The sequence below is a fragment of the Variovorax brevis genome (genome assembly GCF_030317105.1).
GTDB classification, from domain to species: Bacteria; Pseudomonadota; Gammaproteobacteria; order Burkholderiales; family Burkholderiaceae_C; genus Variovorax; species Variovorax brevis.
On the sequence record NZ_JASZYG010000022.1, the window covers coordinates 40437 to 62062 of the forward strand.

Sequence of the window (21626 nt, forward strand, 5' to 3'; positions counted from 1 at the left end):
GGCGCTGCGATCAGTTGACCCGAGCGTTCCTGGATCCATGCACGCCAGTGGGGCCACCAGCTTCCTTCCTCGCGCACGGCCGTGCGGGTCCATTCATCGGGATCGACCACGCGGCTCGCAGCGCCGGAGAAAAAGGCCTTGGGCGCGCCGGGCGGGTTGACCAGGCTTTGCAGGTGGCCCGCGTTGGCCAGCACGAAGGTGGCGTCGTCGCCGAACACGCGAGCCGTCGCATGGCAGCTCTCCACGGCGTGACGTGGTCGGTGATGCCGCCGATCACATCGGCGCCGATGTCCACCGTCGACATGTCGATTGGAACGCCGCGGATGGTCATCGTGCCGGCGTTGACGTACGGGTTCTTCTCCATGATGTCCAGCAGGTCGGAATGTAACCGCGCCGGCAGGCGCGTCGTGTCCGCGTTCCAGGCCAGGATGTCGAAGGCCGGCGGCTTGTTGCCCAGCAGGTAGTGGTTGACCCAGTAGTTCCAGATCAGGTCGTTGGGTCGCAGCCACGAAAACATCGCGGCCATCTGGGAGCCTTCCACCACGCCCTTGCGGCTCGAACGGGCCCGCGCCACGCGCGCCGCCGCCGGCGAGTTGAACAGGCCCAGTGTGCTTTCGCCCATCGCGCGCCCACTATCGAGCACGCACACCGCCCAGGAGACGTTGGCCACCTTGCGGTTGCCCGTGCCGGCCAGCCAGCCAGCCCAGGCAGGCCGCCAGCGTCATGCCGCCCGAGCACGAGCCCACATGTTCTACGTCCGGGCTCCTCGGATTTCGCGCGCAGCGTCCGCCGCCTCGTCCAGTGCGATGGCAAGTGCTCGAGGCCCCAGTCGCGCTGCGCGGCCATGGGATTGCGCCAGCTCACCATGAACATCTGCACGCCGCTGTCCACGGTCCACTTCACCAGGCCCTTGTCGGGTGCCAGGTCGAGCGCGTAGAACTTGTTGACCGGCGGCGGCACCATGACCAGCGGGCGCCGGTAGACCTTCGGCGTGATGGGCGTGTACTGGATCAGTTCGAAGGTCTCGCAGCGGTAGACCACCTGGCCCGGCGAGGTGGCCATGTTGTCGCCGACCTTGAACTGTCTACTGCCTGGGCATCATGTGGATGTGCCGCATGTCGCTCACGAGATTCCTGGCGCCGTCCACCAGGCTCTTGCCGCCGGCGTCGACGAGCGTGCGTACCGCAACGGGATTGCCCAGCAGCCAGTTGCTGGGAGCGAGCGCGTCGGTGACGGGGGCGGTGAGGAATTGCGCCTGGCCCTTCTCGCGCTCGCCCAGCGTGGATTCGGCGATGAGGGTGTCGAACTCGCTGCGTGCGAGCAGGTAGTTCTGCATCAGGCGCTTGTAGATGAAGTTGCCCTTCCAGGCCGGGTCCGCAACGCGGCGCTCCCTGGAATCGGGTGCAAGTTCGGAGCGGCCGCGGACGATCTCCCCCAGCGCTTTCGCATACCGGGCCAAGGCGCCGGTCGTTGCGCCAGGGGGCGCGGCGGCCAGTTCGAGCAGCGACTGCGTGGCCTGCGCGAGGTCGTCGGCGCGCAGGCCCGGGAGCGGGTTGGGCACCCAGCGTGTTCTCGCTGGAACGTGCCACCAGGTCATTGAGTTCGTGGATGACGACCATCGGGTCGGACGCCGGGCGGGGGCGGCGCGCCGGTGCTTTGGGGCGGGTACCAGGCTTCGCGGCGGCGACCTTCGTCGCTGCGGGAATCTGTGCGCCGAGCGGTGTCTGTGTCGTCATGTCTGGGTCCTTGGCTGGTGGTTGTTCTTGTGGTCAGCCGTCAGGCAATCAGCATGATCATGGACTGGGCCACCAGGGCGGGCTTGGTCTCGCCTTCGATTTCCATCGTGTTCTCGGTGGTCAGCAGATGGCGGCCCTGACCCTTGTCCTGCAGGGACACGACGCTCACGTGGTTGCGCACCCGCTTGCCGGCGCGAACGGGCGCGATGAAGCGGATCTTGTCCAGGCCGTAGTTCACCGCCTGCTTGAGGGACATGCGCGAGATCAGCACATCGAAGACCGTCGGGGCGAGCAGCGAGAGGGTCAGGAAGCCGTGCGCGATGGGGCCGCCGATGGGGCTTTCCGCGCGGGCGCGGTTGACGTCGACGTGAATCCACTGCGCATCGTCGGTGCAGTCGGCAAACGCGTTGATGCGTTTTTGATCAAGCGTGATCCACGACGAGGAGCCGACGTGTTGCCCGGCGAGGCCGGCGAGGGATTGAAGGCTGAATCGGGTCGTGTTCATGTTGCAGGAACGGTTGCATTGGTCGGATCGGTTCAGGCCGCGAGTTCGCGCAGCGCCTTCTTGTTGATCTTGCCGACGCTCGTCTTGGGGATCTCGGAGACGAAGGCAACGCGGTTCGTTTCGGGGACGGCAAACTTGCTCAGGCGCTTTGAATCGACGTGCTGCAAGAGCCGATCGCAGATCGCACCCGCTTCCAGCGCCATGCCGGCCTTGCGCACGACAAAGGCCATCGGGCGCTCGCCCCACTTCTCGTCTCGCACGCCGATCACGGCGCACTCCTGCACGCCGGGCACCTCGGCGATCAGCGCTTCCACCTCGATGGAGGACACCCACTCGCCACCGGTCTTGATCACGTCCTTGATGCGGTCGACGATCTGAACGAAGCCGTCTGGCGTCATGACCGCGACGTCCTGGGTGTGCAGGTAGCCACCCGCCCAAAGTTCCTCGGACGCTTCGGGCTTCTTGAAGTAGCTTTGCGTGAGGAAGGGTGCGCGCAGCACGATCTCGCCCTGGCCCTTGCCGTCGCGCGACATGTCGCGCAACTCCTCGTCAACGACGCGCAAGTCCACCAGCGGAACGGGACGGCCGGTCGAACACCGCATGCGAACTTCATCGCGCCGATCGGCAGCCTTGAATCCCGGTGGAAGCTGCGCCAGCGACACGATCGGTCCGGTCTCCGACATGCCGTAGCCGGCAAACACATCCACACCGCGGGCGAGCGCCGCCTCGCACAGGACAGGCGAGAGTGCCGAGCCGCCGATGATCATCTTCCAGCCCGACAAGTCCTGCTGGCTATCCTGTGAGGCCTGCAACAGCATTTGCAGGATGGTCGGAACGCAATGCGAGAAGGTAACCTTCTCCGACTTGCGCAATTTCAACAGCAGGTCGGGCACGTAGCGGCCCGGCAGCACCGTCTTGAGGCCCAGCATCACCGCGACATACGGCAAGCCCCAGGCGAGCACGTGGAACATCGGCGTGATGGGCATGTAGACGTCTTCGCGATGCAGGCGCTGGCCATCCTTTTGCGCGCCCAGGCTCGTGGCCGCGACCAGCGTGTGCAGCACGATCTCGCGATGGCTGTAGCTCACGCCCTTGGGGTCGCCCGTCGTTCCGGTCGTGTAGAAGGTCGCCGCCCTGGTGTGTTCGTCGAAGTCGCGAAACCCGAAGTCGGGCGAAGCCTGGGCGATCAGCGTCTCGTATTCGCCCGCCACCGGCAAGGCCGTCGGCGGCATGGCTTGCCTATCCGCCATCACCACGATCTGTCGCACGCCCTTGAGGCCATCCTTGATCTGCTCGAGAACCGGCAGGAAGTCCGAATGCACCAGCACGATCTGCGCCTCGGAGTCGTTGAGCGTGTAGAGGATCTGCTGGGGCGACAGGCGCACGTTCACCGTGAACAGCGTGGCGCCCATCATCGGGACGCCGAAGTAGCTTTCCAGGTAGCGATGGCTGTCCCAGTCCATGACGGCCACCGTCGTGCCGTGGCGCGCGCCCAGCGTGTCGAGGGCTGATGCGAGCCGGCCGATGCGGTGGCGGAAATCGCGGAAGCTGTAGCGCATGTCGCCGCGGTAGGTGATTTCCTGGTCGCCGTGCAGGCTCAGCGAGTTGATCAACAGTTGCTTGATGAGCAGCGGGTACGCGTAGGCGGAAGGGGTGGGGGCGATGAGGTTGGGGGTCATGTCTGTCTCCGTTTTTCGTTGAAGGGTTGGGTCTGGAAAGGGTGCGATGCAATTGCCGGTGTCATGAAGCCGACGGCGTCGCGTTGCGTGCAGGCGTGAACATGGCGTTCATGCGCTGCTCGATCAGGGCGGCCACGTCGGCCTTTTGCTGCTCGGTCATCCATGGCCAGGCGCCGATCTCCAGCGAGGTTCTCTTGCAGCCCTGGCAGAACTTGCCGTCCAGATCCATGCGGCAGATGTTCACGCAGGGATCGGCGATGGGTTTCCCGGGGTTCATGCGCTTCTCGCCAGCAGGAGGGCTGCGGCCACCAGGATGGCCAGGAAGGCGGTCTCGCTCACCATCAGCACGATCGGCTTGAGGCCCACCTTGGCAAAGTCCTTCAGATGCGACTTCATGCCGATGGCCGCCATCGAGACCACCAGCAACCAGGTCGACAGCGTCTGCAAGGCCTGCTGCACCACCGGGGGAATCAGGCCGATGCTGTTGATGGCGACGATCACCGCAAAGGCGACGACGAACCAGGGCAGCAGGGGCGGCTTGGGTCCCGTCGCGCCGGTCGCTGCGTGGTCCTTGCGGTAGGCCAACGTGATGAGCAGGATCACCGGCAGCAGCATCGAAACGCGCAGCAGCTTGACGATGGTGGCCACGTCGCCGGTTTCTTTCGACATGCCGTAGCCGGCGCCGACCACTTGTGCGACGTCGTGGATTGTGCCGCCGAGGAAGACGCCCGCATGTTCGCTGCCCAGGCCGAGCAATGTGGTGAACATTGGGTAGAGCACCATCACCAGGGTCGAGAGCGTGCTGACGCCGATGACCGTGAAGATGGTGGCGCGCTCCTTGAGCTTTTCGTCGGCCCCCACGGGGATGACCGCAGCGATCGCCATGGCCGCGGAAGCACCGCAGATGCCCACGGCCCCGCCCGTGAGCACACCAAATCGGCTTCGATAGCCCATCAGACGCGCCACGGCGATGCCGAAGCCGATCGTCAGCACCACTGACAGCACCACCAGCGTGATCGGCATGGCGCCCAGGGCCGTGATCTGCCCCAGCGTGATGCGCACGCCCAGCAGCGCCACGCCGGTCCGAAGCAGCGTGCTTGACGAGAACCCGATGCCCGGGACGCAGCGGCCTTCGGTCGACAGGAAGTTCAGCGCCATGCCCAGCAGCAAGGCGAAGAGCATTGCCGGGACGTGGTAGTGCCCGGCCAGGGAAATGGCGGCCACCGCCACCACCACCGACACCAGGATTCCGTGGAAGTTGGTGCGGGCGGGCTGGCGCCAGCTGGCCAGTGTCAGGGAGGGGTTCATGGTGAGTACTCGCGCCAAGGTTGTGTTGAAGGGTGTATGCCCGGCGTGATCACGCGGCGTCCTGCGCGCCTCGGGCCCGAAAGCGCGCCAGTGCCACATCGGTTTCGTAGTTGCGCGAGACCAGGACGAAGAGGACCGCCGCTGCCAGCGCGATCGCGGACGTGAGCGTCATGGCGAGCTGCAGGCCGACAGCGTCCGACAACAGGCCCACGATCAGGGGGCCCGGCGCGAGGCCGATCAGGTTGTTGCCCAGGACAGTCGTTGCCGCGACCGTGGCACGCACGCCGGGATGGGTGACATCGCAAATGATGGCGCTCGAACAGCCGCCGTGCGCAGCGGCGAACAGGGCGCCCAGGAAGATGAGGCCCAGCCCCAGCGGTCCGGCGGGCAGCGCGAAGGCGGTGATCAGGATCACAGCGCTCAGCACCGAGTAGGCGGCGGGAACGAGGGCGCGGCGCTGCGGGTGGTGGTGGCTCAGCCGGTCGGCCAGGCTGCCGCCGAAGACCATGCCGATGCCCGAGGCCAGGACCGCTGCGCCGGCCATCAGCCCGGCCTTCTTCACATCCATGTCGTGATAGCGGCCGAAGTAGGTCGGCAGCCACGCGATGAGCATGGCCGGGATCGCCATCTGAAGGCCACTGGCCAGGTAGGTGAGGTTGCCCGAGCGTGCGCCAAACACTTCGCGTGCGACCTGTGCGAAACGCAGCCGCTTCGGCGCGCCTTTGCCGGCGTCTGCGGCACCCAACGCCACCGTCTTGTAGTCGCGCACGACAAACGGATAGATCAACGCCAGCAGCAGGCCGGGCGCACCTACCACGAAGAAGGCCATACGCCAGCCGGACTGGGCCACGACCGCCGACCCGAGGACCACACCGAGCACCGAACCGAACAGGCTTGCAGAAAGGAAGGCGCCCAGCACGGCAGCGCGTTGCCGGGCAGGGAACACGTGCGCCAGCAGCGCGGCCCCGGCGGCGCCGTAGGCCGCCTCGCCCAGACCCACGAAGGCCCGTGCCCACAGCAGTTGTCCGTGGCTTTGGGCCAGGCCGCAAGCAATCGTTGCCAGGCACCACACGAAAGCCATCAGCGTGATGCTCTTGACGCGACCCCACCGGTCGGCAACCAGCGAGATCGGCACGGCCAGCACGCCGACGACGAGCGAGACCACGCTCACCAGCATCGCGAGTTGCGAATCCGGCAGGCCCCAGTCGGCTTTGAGCGCGGGCATAACGGCGCCGATGACCTGCCGCGACAGGTAGTCGGACAGCATCAGGCCGAAAGTGAGCGCAAGGACGACCCAGGGGTAGATGCGCGGCAGTCGCGCGGGCGCGGCGGTCAAGGAGTCGGCCGCAGAGGCCGGCAGGGCGGAGTTCATGGCGTTTGTCTCGATGTGTTGTATGGGCGGTGTGCTTCAAGGCACGGGGTCTTCACTCAATAAGAAGTGTCCGCGCGCAGGGCATCGTTTGATTGACGCAGGGGGACACCGATTTGCCCTGTCGGGACATGCGGTTCGCTCGGCAAGGGGTGTGGGCGGGGCGCGACCGCAGCGCCCCCAGCCCGCTTCTTTCACGCTGCCAACTGTTGGTTGGCGCCGCGCCGCCGCAGGCGGCGTCGCGAAAGAAGGCGTGGGGTGTTCAGCCGATGCGCCTGCGGCTGACCCGGGCCTGTGGCTTATTCCGGCTTGTAGTTGACCGAGCGCAGCACATCGCCCACGCGCACGGAATCCTTGTGCAGGCTGGCGGACAGCTCGCTGGAAGTCAGGGGCTGGCCGACCTCCTGGCCGAGTTCCTTGAAGCGTTCGCGCAGGTTCGGTTGCTGCAAGACCTTGAGCGTGGCCTCATGCAGTTTCTCCTGCACCAGCGCGGGCACGTCCGCTGCGGCGAAGAGGCCAATCCAACCCGTTCCTTCGAGCTGCGGGAAGCCGAGCTCGGTGAAGGTGGGTACGTCCGGCAGCACGCCCAGGCGCCTGGGCGTGCTGACCGCATAGGCCTTGATCTTGCCGCTCTTGATCATCGGCAGCGAGGTGGCCACGCCATCGAACATCAGCGGCACGTGGCCACCCATCACATCGACCAGCGCGGGTGGCGAGCCCTTGTAGCCGACATGGGTCATTTCGATACCTGCGACCTTGGTCATCTGCAGGCCCATGACATGCGACAGCGTGCCCGCGCTGTACGACGCATAGCTGATCTTGCCGGGATTGGCCTTCACGTAGGTGATGAGTTCGTTCAGGTTCTTGGCCGGCAGCGAGGGGTTGCTCACCAGCACGAGGCCGCTGCGCGACAGTTCGGCCAGGGGCAGGATGTCCTTGAAGGGGTCGTACTTCGGCTTGAGCGTGTGCGGCACTTCGCTGACCAGCGCGTTCGGCGCGACGACCAGCGTGTGACCGTCATGCGGCGAGGACAGCATGTCCTGCATCGCGATGCCGCCCAGCGCGCCGGGCTTGTTCTCGACGATCACCGGTTGGCCGAGAAGCGGCGAGAGTCCCTCGGCGACCATGCGCGCCACCATGTCGGAGGTGCCGCCGGCCGGCGCGGTGACGAGCAGCCGCACGGGCTTTTGTGGAAAGGCCTGTGCCCAGCAAGAGGTTGCGGTGAGCGCCAGCGCGGCGCCGGCCAGCAGCGAGCCATGGCGCAGTGCGCGGCCGAAGCGATTCATCAGTGTCATGTTTGTCTCCTTGTGGTTGAATGAACTGGGGATCAAGCCGCGAGGCGAACGGGCACGCCGCGTTGGCCCGGTGCGCGATTGGGCGGCATGCCCAGGCGCGCCAACGTCTCGTCGGTATCGCCCCAGGACTGACCGATGCCGAAGATGCTGCGTGCTTCGGCACCCGTGGCCACCTCACGGCGCAACTCGCGCGCCTGGCGCACCACCATCTCGATCTGCTGCACTGAGGTCATGCGCTCGGCATTGGGGCCGAACAGCGTGTCCTCGATGCCCACGCGCACGTGCATGCCCAGCGCGATGGCCATCGTGTTCATGGGGTAGATGTGGCGGTTGAGCGTCTCCAGGGTGAGCACGGCGCCGTCGGGCGTGCGGCGTGCGAACTCCATCATGTCGGCCGGATGCAGGCCGGCCGAGCCGCCGCCGATCGCCACGTAATTGATGTTGAGCGGACCGCGGTAGACGCCACGGCGCACCATGCGCAGCAGGCTCTCCAGCCCCGTCATGTTGCCCAGCATGAAGTGCGGCTGGATGCCGTTGGCCACCAGGCGGCGGATGTGCTCCTCGTGCCACGAGGGATTGGAGGGCACGATCATGTCGCGATACGCCGCCTGCACCGCCGGGTTGGCCAGCGAGGTGCCTTCCACGTCGGCTGCGGTCATCAGCTCCATCACGTTCATCTGCTGGGTGTTGATGGCCACCGTGACCTGGTCGGGGCGCGGGCTGAGCTCGGCGAGCATGTGGCGCGTGTCGTCGGTCATCCACTTGGCGGCCTGGCCTTCGCTCTCGGGGGCAAAGGAGATCGAGCCGCCCACTTGCAGGATCATCTGCGGCACGGCTTCGCGAAGGCGCGCCAGCATCTCGTTGAACTTGGACAGGCGCTTGCTGCCCTTGCCGTCGTCTTCGCGAACGTGCACGTGCAGCACGGTGGCGCCGGCGTTCCAGCAGTCGACGGCCTTCTGGACTTGCTGGTCCATCGAGACGGGGATGTCGTCGGAATCGCCAGCAGCCCATTGCGGGCCGTAGGGGGCGACCTGGATCACGAGCTTTTGCTGGTTTTCGGGAAGGAGGGAGTCGTCGAGGAAATGCATGTTTTGTCTCCAGATAAAGTTCAGTTGGTTCAGCCGATCCGCCCGTTGTGTTGTCCGGTGCGCTGCGGGGCTGAGGGCCGCATCTGTTGGGAAGACTTGATTGTTCCAGGCAAGGGGTCTGGTCGATTGACCTGGAGGGACAGATATTTGACTTGCGGGGACGCCACTGGACGCACCCCGGAGGCGCGCTAAACCGGCATTCGGGTCCAATGAACGCCGGGCCTTGCGGTCGGGCGCAGGCCTTCAAGGTCAGCGGAGGCGCTATCCGGCGTCAGTGCCGCTGGGCAGGGGTCAAGGGGCGCCGGGAGATCAGGGTCGAGTCATCAGCGCGGCTTGGCGGCGGCGATTCAGCGCCAGCGCGCAAGTCTCATCGAACGCGTTCACTCGCCATCGGTGCTACTTCGACTCGCTTTGACAAGCAGCACCGACACAGGCGCCATGCGTCGGACCTGCTCCGCATCGCTGCCCCACAGCAGTCGCTCGATGCCGCGGCGGCCGTGCGTTCCGATCACGATGAGATCGGCATTCCACGCCATCGCCTCCTGCGCGATCAATTCAGCCAATGACTTGATCAGCGATGTGAGGAGAATCGATTCCGCCTTGACGCCGCCGAGTTCTGCGCGCTCGCGGCCTTGCCGCAAAAGCTCTTCGCCCGCTTCCTTCATGCCCGGTACCAGTCCCGCGTAGGAAGCGTGGGATCCGAGCCGCGGCGTGCTCTTGAAATGGTTGATGACATGGACAAGCCGCAGCTTCGAACCGGACATCAAGGCCAGGCGAACGGCTTCATCTAGGCCTTCCAGCGAGGTTTCGCTGCCGTCCAGGGGGACAAGAATGCGTTGGTACATGGCGGCCCTCAATCTCGAGTGAAAAAGATCAATGTCAGGCTGCGCCCATGAGACCCCGGCAACACCTGCGACATGGCCCGGTCCAGGTGCTTCATCCTCACCGGCTCCCCGATAGCGGCTGGTGTGACCAGGCCGCACCCTTGTCATTGAAGGCGAGACTGCGGGATTCACAGGGCACGCCCGGGTTCGGGGTAGCGGCGACCGCAGTCATGCAATCCATCGAAGGGACCAGCATGAGACAACACTGCGCAAAGGTCACGGGGCCTCCAGTGGACTTTGCAGGACGCGACCCGCACGATGCGATATGGCTCAAAGAAACGCAAGCACTTCGTGTCTCCCCTTGTGCAGCGCCCGGCTTGTGCCGGCTGCATCAGCGGATGCCGCGGCGCGTCTCAGGATGTTGGACTGATCGCCACATGGGCGCAAGGGGCGATTCCCATCGGCACTCTTGCCACCTGCGTGGTCGATGGGTGCACACCGCAGAAGGTGCAGACGGACATCGAGCGCACCATGGAGGCATGACGCAACGCACGATGAGCGGTCGGCAGGACCGCAGACATTTGGCGGTCGGCGGTGTGCTCGGGAATCGAGGCGGACATGGCACCATGCGTGCGCGCACCGAGGCTGGTTCGTGGCGAAGAGGTCACCCGGCGTCGCCTGGTCATTCATCTCAAGAGGAGACTGAAGCATGAAGCTCAAGAACAAGGTTGCACTGATCACCGGCGGCGCGCAGGGCTTGGGCAAGTCCATTGCCCTGGCCATGGCCGGGGAAGGTGCGAACATCGTCATCTGCGACATCAATGCGAAGACGCTGCCCGGCGCGCAGGCCGAGATCGAGGCGACGGGCGTTCGTTGCCTGGGCGTGCAGTGCGATGTCTCGTCGGTCGCGAGCGTTGCCGATCTCTTCAAGGAGATCGTCGCGACCTTCGGCGCGCTCGACATCCTGGTCAACAACGCCGCACTGGTGCAGACCGGCGAGCGCAACGAGGAGATGCGCTCGAAGTTCTACCGGATGACCACGACCCCCGTCGCCAAGGAATCGCTGGGCGTGACCAAGGATTTCACCGACGAGGAGTGGCACAAGTACTGGGGTGTCAACGTGCATGGCGTGTTCTATTGCACCCGCGAGGCGCTGCGCATCATGGAGCCCCGCAGGTCCGGCAAGATCATCAACATCGCCTCGGTGGCCGGCATCGGCGGCTTCAGTGCATTCCACCCGGCGTACTGCGCCACCAAGGGCGCGGTGCTTGCCTTCACGCGTTCGGTGGCGGTAGAAGTCGCTGGGGGCAACATCTTCGTCAATGCCATTGCTGCCGGCGGCATCTTGACGCCGCCGATGGAAGATTACCTCGCGAACGCCCCCGAGGAAGCGCGAAACAGCCTGCACCAACTGATCCCGCTCGGACGCCTCGGCAAGCCACATGAGTACGCCTCGCTGGCGGTATACCTCGCATCCGATGATCACTACCTGGTGGGGCAGACGATCAGCCCGAACGGCGGAATGATCCTCTGACGGCCGCGCACGCACTGTGGTGGTGGCGAGTCGCTTCGCGGCGGCTTGTCGGGGTGCCGGCAATCCCCTCATCCTCCCAGTCACACCCTCCGCCGGGTGGGTCGCGAGGTAGCCGCCGACGGCGGCACCGATGGTGGAAAAGAACGCTCTTTCGCCTATCCGCGCGAAAGGCCCGAACCGCTTTGGCTTGTCCTTGACGGGGTCCTTCGTTCGGCAATACACAACCCGGAAGGGGGGACTCCGAACTGCTCGTGAAGCGGATTCGGGTGTGCGGGATCGCGACATCCGATCGACGCGCAACCGGATCGGCTTCACGTTGCAGCAGATCACTGGCCCTGGTCAGGCGGCCTTGCGGGCCGCCGCCTTGCGAGTCGCTTTCGGGGCGGCCTTGGGCACTGGTCGGCAACTCGTCCAGCCGCGCGAGGCGCACGATCTGATTGGCAACCAGCCGGGCGCTGATCCAGGGAGCTTCGATGACACTGAATTGCTCCATGGGGGCCGGCACCCCGGATGCGATCCATCGCATGGCCTTTCGGAATTCGGACCGGTCAGGAAGTCGCTCCCACAGCGTCACCCGTTCCACGTTGAGAAAAGAGCGCATGTCACGAAGACCCCGCTCGACGGCATCGGCTTCGTCCTGCGTCTCGGCCAGCAACAAGGAGGCCGGGATGCGCGTGGCCAGGCGCTCGAATCCGAGTGACCGAGTTCCTCCTGCGCCCGCTTGCGCGCCAGGGCGTTCGCAACGATGTCTGCAAGCCTGCACATGCCATCGAGCAGTTCGTCGGGCCACGCGCGCTCCTGCCGGGTGCAGCCGAAGCCCAGTACGCCGTGGACCTCGCCGGCGACCATCATGGGAATCGCGGCCAACGACTTCTGGCCGAATTGCTCGAACGTGGCGCGATCGACGCCGGCCTCCGGCGGCAAGTCGTCGAGCCGCGAAAACACCAAGGGGACGCCGGCCAACACCGTGGGGCAGCTGCGCTCGCGCCGAAAAGCTCCTGGGAGACGCTTCGATGCCTTCGCGTGCGACGGCATTCATGACCTCGAGCTGCCCTGTCTCCGGCCACATTCTGGACACGGTGCTGCGGTCGATGGCGATGATGCGGATCCATGCTCGATCGCGTCGCCGACGCGCGCGGGGGAGAGGTTGATGAGATCCGTCGACACCTGCGCCATCAGGTGCTCAAGAGCGGCGAGCTCCTGGGGCGTGTGTGCACGGCATTTGGTCGTGCGGGCCTGGCGATGATGGCTGAGGAGCGCATGGGATGAAGGGCCATGTGCCAGCCTATGGCTTGACCAAGGCCAGCCGGCAGATGCGAACCGAAGGATCGCCAGGCTCGAAGTCGACGCTGAATCCCAGGCGCCTTGCAAGGCGAAGCATCGGCTGGTTCTGCGACAGCACGAAGCCTTCCATCTCCCGCATTTTGCGGCGCCTTGCTTCGTCGATCAGCTCGTTCATGAGCGCGGTCGCAAGTCCGGCGCCGCCGTATGCCGATGCGACCGTGATCGCGAACTCGCAGCTGGCCCGGTCGCTTGCGAAGACAGCGATGGCGCTGCCGACGATGTCGATGCCGTCGTCTGCCGGGACGGTCGCCACCAGCCCGATGCCGCCCGAGGGAAATGTGGCGAGCGCGCTGCGCACACGTTCGATGTCGGGATTTCGGACGGCGTGCATGAAGCGCATGTACCGGGCGTCTTCGCTCAAGCGCTCGAAGGCTTGCAACAGTTCACCTTCGTCGGCCGGGGAGACCGCTCGCAGGTTCACCGCACGGCCATCGCGCAAGGTGACGGACCTGGTTTCGCCGGCGTCTCGAGGTGCAGATGCCGGTTTGCTCTTGGTGTGCTCGCTCAAGGTTGATCTCCTGCGAAATGGGCAATGCGTCTTCGCCGCCACGGCGGAATGTGCTTGAAGCGTACAGGGCGGCCTCGCGCGCTGCAATGGACAACTATTGGCTGAGCGCGTGTTGCAATGGATGCTCTTGACGCGCCCTGCCGAAAAAAGGACCCGCACGAGGCGGGTCGAAGGATTGCCATTGAACAATCCCCTTGAAGAATCTTCAGCAATTTTCCTGACGCGTCGTCGCGTTCAGCCGGCGCCGTTGCGCTGCGCGTGCGCGGCCATTTCCTCAAGAAGGATCGGCGCGCCCAAGCTCATCGTGTGGATGCCCAGCACGCTCACGCACTGCAGCACCGCGTTGATTTCTGCCGGCGTGGCGCCCAGGTCGAGCGCCTTGCGTATGTGGCGGCGTACGCCCGGCCCGTACATATGCGTGCACGAGGCGTCGACGGCGATCGCGAGGAATTCAACGGTCTTCGCCTCGAGTACGCCCGACACCATCGGCGCGACGCCCATGGCCATGAATTTCTCGGTCCATGCCGCATCGAGCGTGGCAAAGGACTCCCAATCGGGGTTCCAGTTGCCACTCGCGCGCATGCGGTCGCAAATTGGAGTGGATGAGAGGGTGTTGTGTTGCTGTTGCATGGTGTCTTGTCTCCTGGAGAGTTGCTGCGCGTGCCCATCACGCATCTTTTTCAAACACTCATTGTTTCGGGCGACAGGCCAAATGGATTGACCTGACGGGACAGTTACTTAACCTGCAGGGACGCCCTTGTTGCCCTGGAAGGGTGGCGAATGCCGAAGGCCTGGCCGTTGGAGGCGAGGGGCGGACATTTGCCGATTGACCTGACGAGACATGTCTTTACCCTTGGGGACAACGCCAGCCAGCCCCATGTCGAATTTTGTTCGCAGTGCCAGCCTGACCCACTACGCCGACCTGGCGCGCGCGGCGGGTCTCGATCCGCTCGCGCTGCTGGCCGATGTGGGCCTCAATCCGGCCTGCCTGCACGATCCCGACCTGCGGATACCGGGCGATGCGGTGGGACGCCTGCTGGAAGCCTCGGCGGCGGCCAGCGGAGTGGACAACTTCGGATTGCGCATGGCCGAGACACGGCTGTTGTCGAACCTCGGCGCCGTCGCCCTGGTGGTGCGCGAAGAGCCCACGGTGCGGCGCGTGGTGCGAGCCTTTGCGCGCTACAGCCGCCTGCTTAACGAAGCGCTTTTCATGAAAGTGGAAGAGGGTGAAGGCATCACCGTGATCCGTGAGCAGCTCGTCGGGCTTGGGGGTCCATCGCGACAGGCGACGGAGTTGCTGGTCGGCGTGACGTTCCGCAGCCTCAAGTTCTTCCTGGGGCCGGCATGGAACCCGCTGCGGGTGTGCTTCGTGCATTCACCGCCGCGCGATCCGGCTGTTCACATCCGCATGTTCGGTTACGACGTGGCCTTTGGACAGGACTTCAACGGCCTCGTCTGCAAGACGAGCGACATGGACGCGCCCAACCCGATGGCCGATCCGGTGATGGCGCGCTATGCACGGCAGGTTCTGGATGCGAGCGCCGGGGCGGGCCGCATGAACACCGTAGACAGCGTGCGCAGCATCCTGCTCGTGTTGCTGACTTCGGGGCAATGTTCGATCGACGAGGTGGCGAAGCAACTTGGCGTTGACCGTCGCACGGTGCACCGGCGCCTGCTGCGCGAGGGCACCACATTCACCGAGGTCCTGAACACGATCCGCCGCGAGATGGCCGCCCATTACATCGAGGACGGCTCGCGTCCGCTGTCGCAGGTGGCCGATCTGCTGGGCTTTTCGGCGCTGAGTGCTTTCTCGCGCTGGTACAAGCTGCAGTTCGGGGAACTTGCCGGGCGGAAACGCCGCGCAGGCACTTAGTGTGGTGACAGGCTGGCTTCCCGAAGAATTTTCAGTTCCCGAGCCGTATGCATGACTCGCCGCACCGGTGGCCGTCCGCTCGAATCCTGGAGGGCTGGGTCGAGAAACTTGGCCTTGATCGCTCGGACCACGGCACGCACTCGATGAGGCGAACGAAGGCCAGGTTGATCTATCGGCGCTCAAAGAACTTGCAAGCGGTTCAGTTGCTACTTGGACTCGTCAAACCCGGATCGACCGTGCGGTATTCAGGGATCGAAGTGGATGACGCCCTGGAAGATCTCCGAGCAGACTGAGATTTGAGCCAAGCGCGAGAGGGGGCAGGCCGTTCGACGCCAAGTACCGGCGATTGGGGGGCCCCCTTTTTCAGCCGGGGCCTGCGGCAAAGAATCAAATGGCAGTTGTCTGGCGCGGCCCCAGATTCACGTTGCCAACAGCCGCCCGAGGTGGTATGTCCGGGAACGGCAGCAAAGTGGCCGGCAGCAGTCCCTCGATGGGCCTTGACTCCTTTCTGATGAGCCGTGGCGACATCCAAAAAAGAAGTGCCCTTGCTTGGCACGCTGGTAGCCCATGCGTCGACGCGCCAACGCTCGTCCGCGACTGGCCTTCCAGTCCTTCCATTCTTCACCCTTGCTCAGCTTGCCCGTGCAGTTGCGGCGAGAAGCGCGACAAGGCTCGCAGGCGAAAGATAGCTGCTCTCTCTCTGTACGACACGACCATGCGCCGCCGCATGGTTGTGCCCTTGACCTCTACCTCCTTCAGCCCTGACCCCAGTTGACCGGCCTGCAAGTGGTGCCGGGAAATGAAACTGAGCAGGCCCGTCTCGGCGATCAGCGCAGGCAACATCAAGAGCATGGAACTTTCGATCTGGACTCGGGGCCGTGGCAGATTCCGCCGCTCGAAGGTCTGGTCAAGCCAGTCTCGCGTCGGTGCGCCGGGTGGTTGCAGCACCCATCGGTAAGCACACAGATCCTTCAACATGGGGGCTCCCTTGAACACGTCGTGCCTGGAGCTGGCTGCAACAACGATGGGGTCTTCCGCCAGGAACTGCGAGGTGATTTTCGCTGCTGCTTCGCTCTCGGTTTCGATCGTCATGTCGAGCCCACCCGAACGCAGCATGGGCTGAAGCATATCGCTGAGGCCGACAATGGTCTGGATATTGACCTCTGGCGCTCCCGCGAGCAGTTGGCGCGCGGCCGGCGGCAGCAGAAACGGCGCCGCCGTCGACGACGTCAAATGTCAAAGCTGAGGGTCGCTTCGACAAAGCAGACTTCATCTATATCGCCAAGGACGACGAGTACCAATGCCCAGCCGGCGAGCGGGCAATATTCAGATTCAGGACATATGAAAAGCAGAGCGATCTCAATGCGCATCTCTACTGGGTCAGCGCATGCCCGCGATGCGCGATGAAGGCCCAGTGCACTCCGAGCAGCTACAGACGTATCCGCCGCGGGGAGCATGAGACGGTGCTCGAGCGCGTGCAGCAACGACTGGATCGAAAGCTCGACGCCATGACGCTTCGAAGATCCACGATTGAGCACGTGTTTCGGAACCTGAAGCACTGGATGGGTTCCACGCACTTCTTGATGAAGACCATGGAGCACGTCGGCACCGAGATGAGCCTGCATGTGCTGGCTTACAACCTCAAGCGCGAAATGAGCGTGCTGGGTATTGCCAGAACGATGAAGGCGATGCGTCTGGCAGCGGCGTGAGCGCCATGGCGCTACTCGCGTGCGCACAGAACGCGCAAGACTGCCTTCGAATGGCAACTTCAGATTTCTCGTAGAACTGGAGGAGGCGCTCGGCCGGCAGCCAAGGGAGCCTTCGATCTCGATGCGTTGCACGTTTCTCCACAGCCTCGGCCCGTTGCGGTATTCCATATCTTGCGCTGCCATGCCTGAAAGCTGCCTCTCGCCTTTACCGTTCAGCGCGACGACCCATTCTGTGACGGGACGACGCGCGCGCCGACATCCATCAGGAGCCGAGTGAACTCGGGTGATTCAAGAATGATCGTTCCCGCCGCGGCCCGGAGACGATCGACGGCTTCTGGCGGCAGAACGAAGGCGGTTGGCTGCTGGTTCAGGTAGTCGAATTCCGCCTTGTCCTTCAGCGCAGGGAATGACACATCGATCGCATAGATCTCGGCCTCGGGCACCCGCAGCGCAGCGTCCACGTCAGGGTCCTTGTTTGCGGCAAAGGCCGTAGATTGGCGGATGCGTCGCAGGGTGGCCCAACGCGCCGAAGTGTCTCGCAACAACTCGACCGTCTCGTAGGAAAACGCATCGATAGGCGCCCCGGCGGACTTGAGCAGGATGTTTGCGGTGCCAGGTGGGGATTTCGACTCGTCCCAGTTGGTGGGCGGGGACGACAGCGAGTTGACGACGAACACCACGATCCGGCGCGTGCCGTCAAGCGCCGTCGGCACGCCGGCGCTTTGCAGCGATTCGAGGACTTGCAGTGAATCGAGCACGGCACGCATGCCCACGTTGTCTGAAACGCCGCCGTCGACGAGGTGGAGATAGGGCCGGCGTGCACTGTCGCCAAAGGCCAACCCGGACTTGAGCGAGCGTATGGCCCGTGCTGCTGGGCGCGGAGGATTGTCTTTGTCGAGGAACGGCTTCGCCCATTCGGGCGTGGTCGCGTTGCAGGTGCCGCCGTAGTTCTTGATCGTGACGGGCGAGAGCACGACCGGCACGGCCGACGAGGCCGCTGCGGCGCGAGACAACGGCATGGCATCGAGGTCCGAGCAAATGACGTCAAAGATGCCCTGGTTGAACACGAAGCGCGAGCCGGTCGAGATGTCGGTGGCGGATGCCAGGATCAGCGGGCCCTTACCGCGTAGGAGATCGCCATAGGTTGCACGGTTGAACAAGATCTCGTCATAGAGTTCGGCGGCGAGCTCGGAGCGACCCCAGCCGGTCCACCACAGATTTCCCCAATTGGATGGACTCAGGAAGCGGGCGATGAGTTCGCCCTGGACATCGCGCTTCAGAAAACGTTGCTCGTATTCGGAGAACAGGCGCTCACCATAGAGGCCGTAGGCCAGAGCTGTGAAGCTGCCGCCCGACACCCCAGTAATGACGTCGACCTCGTCGAGCAGGCGTACTCGCTTGCCGCCGGCTCCCTCGATCTCGGTACGCCGCAGGAACTCCAGCGCGCCGTACGAGAAAGCGGCAGCGCGAGTGCCGCCCCCAGAAAACGCCAGGATGACCAGGTTGTCCTTCTTCTTCATCTCCACCTGGCGCGTCTCCAGGCGATACCCCGCATGCGGATCGGTCTGGGTGACGGGCGGGTTGACGGGTCGGCTGGCGCAGGCGCCGAGCAAACCCAAGAGCATCAGCGGCAGGACACGCAAAAAGCACATAGATCCTCACGTGAATTGAATTGGGTGCGGAGGGCACTTTGCGCGTGATCCTGGCGCGGACTGCCCAAGGGACGGGTGCTGCTTCACGTGAAGCGAAAGCTTCCAGGTTTGCGCGCTGGACACGGGATTGCCGCCTGACCGACCAAACAAAGCGGACGCTGCAGCGTGAGGCTCTTTGCCGGATTCTGCACTACGTCTCGGCTCAGCCTCCAGTTGGCAGATTGCTCGAGCCATCTATTGCGTCGGCACGCTGAGCGACGGCAGGTTCGGACTCAACCCGGTCGTACAGCAAGCGGCATCAGGGGTCGAGTGTGCAAGGGCAGTCATTCGATCACGATGTACAAGCAACACGTTTGACGCGCATTCCTTCGTGACGGCTTAAGGGGGCAAGGCAGAATCAAAAAAAAGATGTTCTGAGCTCCGACGAAAAGGCGGGGAAGATCCGCCAGTTCTTCGAGTGCTTCATCGACGGTAGCTGCGAGGAGTCAACCGCCATGCAAACTGGACAGTTCAAATTCGCCGCCGCGGCGTTGCTGGTCTCCGCATCGACGGTGTCGCACGCCGACGAGGGTGGCATGAGCTTCTGGCTGCCGGGGCAGTTCGGCAGCTTCGCAGCCGTACCGGGCGATCCGGGCTGGTCTTTGCCACTCGTGTACTACCACACCAGCGCGGATGCGGGCGTCGGCAAAGCGTTCTCGCGTGGCGGCCAGGTGCGGGCAGGATTGGACGTGACGGCGGACCTCCTGTTCGCGATTCCCACGTACGTGTTCACCGAGCCCCTGTTGGGCGGACAGGCCAGCGTCAGCGTCGCTGGAGTCTTCGGGCACACCAAAGTCGGCGTGGATGCGACGCTGACGGGTCCGGGTGGTCTCACGCGAACAGGAAGTCAAAGCGACGCCCTGACCGGCGGCGGCGACCTGTACCCGTCTGCCTACCTGAAATGGAATCGCGGTGTCCACAACTTCATGGCCTACACAATGGCGGGCGTGCCGGTGGGCGCGTATCAAGCGGGGCGCCTGGCCAACCTGGGCACCAACCACTGGTCACTGGACGCCGGCGGCGGCTACACCTATCTCGACCCCAAGGCCGGCCACGAGTTCTCCGCAACGCTCGGCTTCACCTACAACTTCGAGAATCCCGACACCGACTACCAGAACGGCATCGACGGCCATCTCGATTGGGCGGCTTCGCAGTTTCTTTCAGAGCAACTGCATGTCGGGCTGGTGGGCTACTTTTATCAACAACTGACAGGCGACAGCGGTGCAGGGGCGACCCTCGGGGAATTCAAGTCGCGGGTCTACGCTGTCGGCCCGCAGATCGGCTACTTCTTCCCGGTGGGTGGGCAGAAGTGGTACGTGAACCTGAAGGGCTACTATGAGTTCGAAGCGCAGAACCGACCCAAAGGTTGGAACGCATGGGTCACGCTGGCGATTCCACTGGGGGGGCCAAAAAAGTAACAAAGCGAGGCCGTACTGAGAGGCAGCAGCGTCCGGCCCGCCAGTTCGATGCCCGGCTTGCATGTGCCGCCCTCGCCGGAGAGGAAGTTCATCGCAATGCCCAACAGCAGCGCGAACAGCATGACCGGCGCGCCGTAGTGCTCCGAGAGGAAGGTGGAGGCCGCAGCGACGACGCCACAGGCCAGCACGCCGGGAAACAGCAAGCGCACGCGCCCGGGGACCGCGCCGATCGTGAGGGTGGTCATGGCGTCAGGCGGTCGGCAACCGGTGGTGCTTGAACTGCTCGCGCAGGCGATGCTTGAGCATCTTGCCGGTCGCACCGAGCGGGATCGTGTCACTGAAGACGACGTCGTCGGGCGTCCACCACTTGGCGATCTTGCCTTCGTAGAAGGCCAGCAGTTCCTCGCGCGTGACCTCGACACCGGGCTTCTTCACCACCACCAGCAGCGGGCGCTCGTCCCATTTCGGATGGAATGCGGCAATGCAGGCGGCCATGCCCACTGCAGGGTGTGCCATCGCGATGTTCTCCAGGTCGATCGAGCCGATCCACTCGCCGCCCGACTTGATGACGTCCTTGGCGCGGTCGGTGATCTGCATGAATCCATCGGCGTCGATCACAGCGACGTCGCCGGTCGGGAACCAGCCGTCCACCAGCGGGTCGCCGCCGGCGCCCTTGAAGTAGCTGGCGACGATCCAGGGGCCGCGCACCATCAGCTCGCCCGAGGTCTTGCCATCCCAGGGCAGCTCGTTGCCGTCGGCATCGACGATCTTGAGGTCGACGCCGAACACGGCGCGTCCCTGTCTGGACTGGGCCGCGAGCCGTTCTTCGCTGCCCAGCGCCAGTTGCGCCGGCTTGAGCGTGCAGACGGTGCCCAGCGGGCTCACCTCGGTCATGCCCCAGGCGTGCAGCACCTGCACGTCATGGCGTTCCTGGAAGGCGCGCATCATCGCCGGCGGGCAGGCCGAGCCACCGATCACGGTGCGGCGCATGGTGCTGAAGCGCAGGTCGTTGGACTCGACGTGCGCCAGCAGGCCCTGCCAGACGGTGGGAACGCCGGCCGACATCGTCACACCTCGGCCTCGAACAGTTCGTACAGGCTCTTGCCGTCCAGGAACGGACCCGGATAGACGAGCTTGGCGCCCACCGCGCAACCGACGTACGGCAGGCCCCAGGCATTGACGTGGAACATCGGCACCACGGGCAGGATGGAGTCGCGCGCCGAGCAGTTCAGCGCATCGGGCATCGCCGCGGCATAGGTATGCAGCAAGGTCGAGCGATGGCTGTACAGCACGCCCTTCGGGTCGCCGGTGGTGCCCGAGGTGTAGCACAGCGACGAGGCGCTGTTCTCATCGAAGCTCGGCCAGTCGAAGCTGTCGCTCGCGTCGGCCAGCAGTTCCTCGTAGCACAGCAGGTTGGGCACTTTGGTGGACGCCGGCATGTGCGCGCGGTCGGTCATCGCGACGAAGGCCTTGATGGTCTTCACGCGGCCAGCGATCGCTTCGACGATCGGCAGGAAGCTCAGGTCAAAGAACAGAACCTGGTCTTCGGCATGATCGGCGATCCACACCACCTGGTCGGGGTGCAGGCGTGGATTGAGCGTGTGCAGCACGGCACCGGAGCCCGAGACGCCGTAGTACAGCTCCATGTGGCGGTAGCCGTTCCACGCCAACGTGGCGACGCGGTCTCCGAACTCGACGCCGCGCTGGGCGAGTGCGTTGGCCACGCGGCGCGCCCGCTCCGCCCA

General features: G+C 64.6%; 20 protein-coding genes and 5 pseudogenes. 7 read left to right on the forward strand and 18 right to left on the reverse strand.

Translation table 11 applies throughout. The annotated features are described in order from the left end of the window. Positions 1-10: 10 nt before the first annotated feature. From QTI66_RS34115 to QTI66_RS34160, 11 genes and pseudogenes are all read right to left on the reverse strand, one after another. Positions 11-670, reverse strand: coding sequence for a hypothetical protein (locus tag QTI66_RS34115; RefSeq protein WP_286564813.1), 660 nt, complete (start codon positions 668-670; stop codon positions 11-13). A gap of 236 nt (positions 671-906) precedes the next feature. Beyond that, positions 907-1074 (reverse strand): annotated as a pseudogene (locus QTI66_RS39735) (hypothetical protein); the annotation flags it as partial. 10 nt (positions 1075-1084) lie between these two features. Continuing rightward, on the reverse strand, positions 1085-1561 hold the full coding sequence (locus QTI66_RS34120; RefSeq protein ID WP_286564814.1) for a hypothetical protein: 477 nt from the start codon (positions 1559-1561) through the stop codon (positions 1085-1087). 215 nt (positions 1562-1776) lie between these two features. Continuing rightward, a complete protein-coding gene (locus QTI66_RS34125) occupies positions 1777-2241 on the reverse strand; it encodes a MaoC family dehydratase (protein ID WP_286564815.1) in 465 nt (154 codons plus the stop codon). A 32-nt stretch (positions 2242-2273) separates the two neighbouring features. After that, positions 2274-3920 carry a fatty acid--CoA ligase gene (locus QTI66_RS34130; RefSeq protein ID WP_286564816.1) on the reverse strand — a complete coding sequence of 549 codons (1647 nt, stop codon included), beginning with the start codon at positions 3918-3920 and terminating at the stop codon, positions 2274-2276. A gap of 61 nt (positions 3921-3981) precedes the next feature. Then, positions 3982-4197 carry a DUF1289 domain-containing protein gene (locus QTI66_RS34135; RefSeq protein ID WP_286564817.1) on the reverse strand — a complete coding sequence of 72 codons (216 nt, stop codon included), beginning with the start codon at positions 4195-4197 and terminating at the stop codon, positions 3982-3984. Then, positions 4194-5228: a YeiH family protein gene (locus tag QTI66_RS34140; protein WP_286564818.1), complete on the reverse strand. Its 1035-nt coding sequence runs from the start codon at positions 5226-5228 to the stop codon at positions 4194-4196. Before QTI66_RS34140 ends, QTI66_RS34135 begins: the two co-directional genes overlap by 4 nt. Positions 5229-5277: 49 nt before the next feature. Continuing rightward, positions 5278-6600 carry an MFS transporter gene (locus QTI66_RS34145; protein ID WP_286564819.1) on the reverse strand — a complete coding sequence of 441 codons (1323 nt, stop codon included), beginning with the start codon at positions 6598-6600 and terminating at the stop codon, positions 5278-5280. A 296-nt stretch (positions 6601-6896) separates the two neighbouring features. Beyond that, entirely contained in the window at positions 6897-7892 is a 996-nt protein-coding gene (locus tag QTI66_RS34150) for a tripartite tricarboxylate transporter substrate binding protein (RefSeq protein WP_286564820.1), read from the reverse strand. Positions 7893-7924: 32 nt separating this feature from the next. Then, the gene (locus QTI66_RS34155; RefSeq protein WP_286564821.1) at positions 7925-8980 is read right to left on the reverse strand and encodes a beta-keto acid cleavage family enzyme; all 1056 of its coding nucleotides are present in this window, start codon (positions 8978-8980) and stop codon (positions 7925-7927) included. Positions 8981-9360: 380 nt separating this feature from the next. Next, positions 9361-9825 carry a universal stress protein gene (locus QTI66_RS34160; RefSeq protein ID WP_286564822.1) on the reverse strand — a complete coding sequence of 155 codons (465 nt, stop codon included), beginning with the start codon at positions 9823-9825 and terminating at the stop codon, positions 9361-9363. A gap of 688 nt (positions 9826-10513) precedes the next feature. Here QTI66_RS34160 and QTI66_RS34165 point away from each other — a divergent pair. Together QTI66_RS34165 and QTI66_RS34170 are read left to right on the forward strand one after the other, a co-directional pair. Next, positions 10514-11338 (forward strand): SDR family NAD(P)-dependent oxidoreductase, encoded by an 825-nt coding sequence (locus QTI66_RS34165; RefSeq protein WP_286564823.1) that lies wholly within the window; start codon positions 10514-10516, stop codon positions 11336-11338. Between the two features lie 130 nt (positions 11339-11468). After that, positions 11469-12038: a hypothetical protein gene (locus tag QTI66_RS34170; RefSeq protein ID WP_286564824.1), complete on the forward strand. Its 570-nt coding sequence runs from the start codon at positions 11469-11471 to the stop codon at positions 12036-12038. 89 nt (positions 12039-12127) lie between these two features. Here QTI66_RS34170 and QTI66_RS39740 read toward each other — a convergent pair. Further along, positions 12128-12373: pseudogene (locus QTI66_RS39740) on the reverse strand (GAF domain-containing protein); the annotation flags it as partial. A gap of 75 nt (positions 12374-12448) precedes the next feature. On the opposite strand from QTI66_RS39740, the gene QTI66_RS34180 reads away from it, so the two are divergent. Then, the gene (locus QTI66_RS34180) at positions 12449-12607 is read left to right on the forward strand and encodes a hypothetical protein (protein ID WP_286564826.1); all 159 of its coding nucleotides are present in this window, start codon (positions 12449-12451) and stop codon (positions 12605-12607) included. Positions 12608-12623: 16 nt separating this feature from the next. On the opposite strand, the gene QTI66_RS34185 is transcribed toward QTI66_RS34180, so the two are convergent. Continuing rightward, positions 12624-13190, reverse strand: a complete 567-nt coding sequence (locus tag QTI66_RS34185) for a GNAT family N-acetyltransferase (RefSeq protein WP_286564827.1) — start codon at positions 13188-13190, stop codon at positions 12624-12626. Positions 13191-13424: 234 nt separating this feature from the next. Further along, positions 13425-13820 (reverse strand): carboxymuconolactone decarboxylase family protein, encoded by a 396-nt coding sequence (locus QTI66_RS34190; RefSeq protein WP_286564828.1) that lies wholly within the window; start codon positions 13818-13820, stop codon positions 13425-13427. A gap of 247 nt (positions 13821-14067) precedes the next feature. On the opposite strand from QTI66_RS34190, the gene QTI66_RS34195 reads away from it, so the two are divergent. Next, the gene (locus QTI66_RS34195; protein ID WP_286564829.1) at positions 14068-15063 is read left to right on the forward strand and encodes an AraC family transcriptional regulator; all 996 of its coding nucleotides are present in this window, start codon (positions 14068-14070) and stop codon (positions 15061-15063) included. Between the two features lie 23 nt (positions 15064-15086). After that, positions 15087-15363, forward strand: a pseudogene (locus tag QTI66_RS34200) (site-specific integrase); the annotation flags it as partial. Between the two features lie 321 nt (positions 15364-15684). On the opposite strand, the gene QTI66_RS34205 reads toward QTI66_RS34200, so the two are convergent. Next, positions 15685-16296 (reverse strand): LysR substrate-binding domain-containing protein, encoded by a 612-nt coding sequence (locus QTI66_RS34205; RefSeq protein WP_286564830.1) that lies wholly within the window; start codon positions 16294-16296, stop codon positions 15685-15687. On the opposite strand from QTI66_RS34205, the pseudogene QTI66_RS34210 reads away from it, so the two are divergent. After that, a pseudogene (locus QTI66_RS34210) lies at positions 16278-16772 on the forward strand (transposase); the annotation flags it as partial. The gene QTI66_RS34205 and the pseudogene QTI66_RS34210 overlap by 19 nt on opposite strands. 212 nt (positions 16773-16984) lie before the next feature. On the opposite strand, the gene QTI66_RS34215 reads toward QTI66_RS34210, so the two are convergent. Beyond that, entirely contained in the window at positions 16985-18424 is a 1440-nt protein-coding gene (locus QTI66_RS34215; RefSeq protein WP_286564831.1) for a patatin-like phospholipase family protein, read from the reverse strand. 494 nt (positions 18425-18918) lie between these two features. On the opposite strand from QTI66_RS34215, the gene QTI66_RS34220 reads away from it, so the two are divergent. Then, positions 18919-19881 (forward strand): SphA family protein, encoded by a 963-nt coding sequence (locus QTI66_RS34220; RefSeq protein ID WP_286564832.1) that lies wholly within the window; start codon positions 18919-18921, stop codon positions 19879-19881. Here the strand turns inward: QTI66_RS34220 and QTI66_RS34225 are convergent. Both QTI66_RS34225 and QTI66_RS34230 read right to left on the reverse strand, forming a co-directional pair. After that, the gene (locus QTI66_RS34225; protein ID WP_286564833.1) at positions 19797-20126 is read right to left on the reverse strand and encodes a YeiH family protein; all 330 of its coding nucleotides are present in this window, start codon (positions 20124-20126) and stop codon (positions 19797-19799) included. The genes QTI66_RS34220 and QTI66_RS34225 overlap by 85 nt on opposite strands. A 4-nt stretch (positions 20127-20130) precedes the next feature. Then, positions 20131-21623: pseudogene (locus QTI66_RS34230) on the reverse strand (3-(methylthio)propionyl-CoA ligase); the annotation flags it as partial. Positions 21624-21626 lie beyond the last annotated feature (3 nt).

What these genes read in the sequence shown, in the direction of transcription:
- QTI66_RS34130 (WP_286564816.1), bottom strand. Translation starts at nt 3,920, where the DNA reads ATGACCCCCAACCTCATCGCCCCCACCCCTTCCGCCTACGCGTACCCG.
- QTI66_RS34155 (WP_286564821.1), bottom strand. Translation starts at nt 8,980, where the DNA reads ATGCATTTCCTCGACGACTCCCTCCTTCCCGAAAACCAGCAAAAGCTC.
- QTI66_RS34165 (WP_286564823.1), top strand. Translation starts at nt 10,514, where the DNA reads ATGAAGCTCAAGAACAAGGTTGCACTGATCACCGGCGGCGCGCAGGGC.
- QTI66_RS34220 (WP_286564832.1), top strand. Translation starts at nt 18,919, where the DNA reads ATGCAAACTGGACAGTTCAAATTCGCCGCCGCGGCGTTGCTGGTCTCC.
- QTI66_RS34195 (WP_286564829.1), top strand. Translation starts at nt 14,068, where the DNA reads ATGTCGAATTTTGTTCGCAGTGCCAGCCTGACCCACTACGCCGACCTG.
- QTI66_RS34190 (WP_286564828.1), bottom strand. Translation starts at nt 13,820, where the DNA reads ATGCAACAGCAACACAACACCCTCTCATCCACTCCAATTTGCGACCGC.
- QTI66_RS34215 (WP_286564831.1), bottom strand. Translation starts at nt 18,424, where the DNA reads ATGTGCTTTTTGCGTGTCCTGCCGCTGATGCTCTTGGGTTTGCTCGGC.
- QTI66_RS34170 (WP_286564824.1), top strand. Translation starts at nt 11,469, where the DNA reads ATGGTGGAAAAGAACGCTCTTTCGCCTATCCGCGCGAAAGGCCCGAAC.
- QTI66_RS34135 (WP_286564817.1), bottom strand. Translation starts at nt 4,197, where the DNA reads ATGAACCCCGGGAAACCCATCGCCGATCCCTGCGTGAACATCTGCCGC.
- QTI66_RS34160 (WP_286564822.1), bottom strand. Translation starts at nt 9,825, where the DNA reads ATGTACCAACGCATTCTTGTCCCCCTGGACGGCAGCGAAACCTCGCTG.
- QTI66_RS34225 (WP_286564833.1), bottom strand. Translation starts at nt 20,126, where the DNA reads ATGACCACCCTCACGATCGGCGCGGTCCCCGGGCGCGTGCGCTTGCTG.
- QTI66_RS34125 (WP_286564815.1), bottom strand. Translation starts at nt 2,241, where the DNA reads ATGAACACGACCCGATTCAGCCTTCAATCCCTCGCCGGCCTCGCCGGG.
- QTI66_RS34180 (WP_286564826.1), top strand. Translation starts at nt 12,449, where the DNA reads ATGCTCGATCGCGTCGCCGACGCGCGCGGGGGAGAGGTTGATGAGATC.
- QTI66_RS34150 (WP_286564820.1), bottom strand. Translation starts at nt 7,892, where the DNA reads ATGACACTGATGAATCGCTTCGGCCGCGCACTGCGCCATGGCTCGCTG.
- QTI66_RS34140 (WP_286564818.1), bottom strand. Translation starts at nt 5,228, where the DNA reads ATGAACCCCTCCCTGACACTGGCCAGCTGGCGCCAGCCCGCCCGCACC.
- QTI66_RS34145 (WP_286564819.1), bottom strand. Translation starts at nt 6,600, where the DNA reads ATGAACTCCGCCCTGCCGGCCTCTGCGGCCGACTCCTTGACCGCCGCG.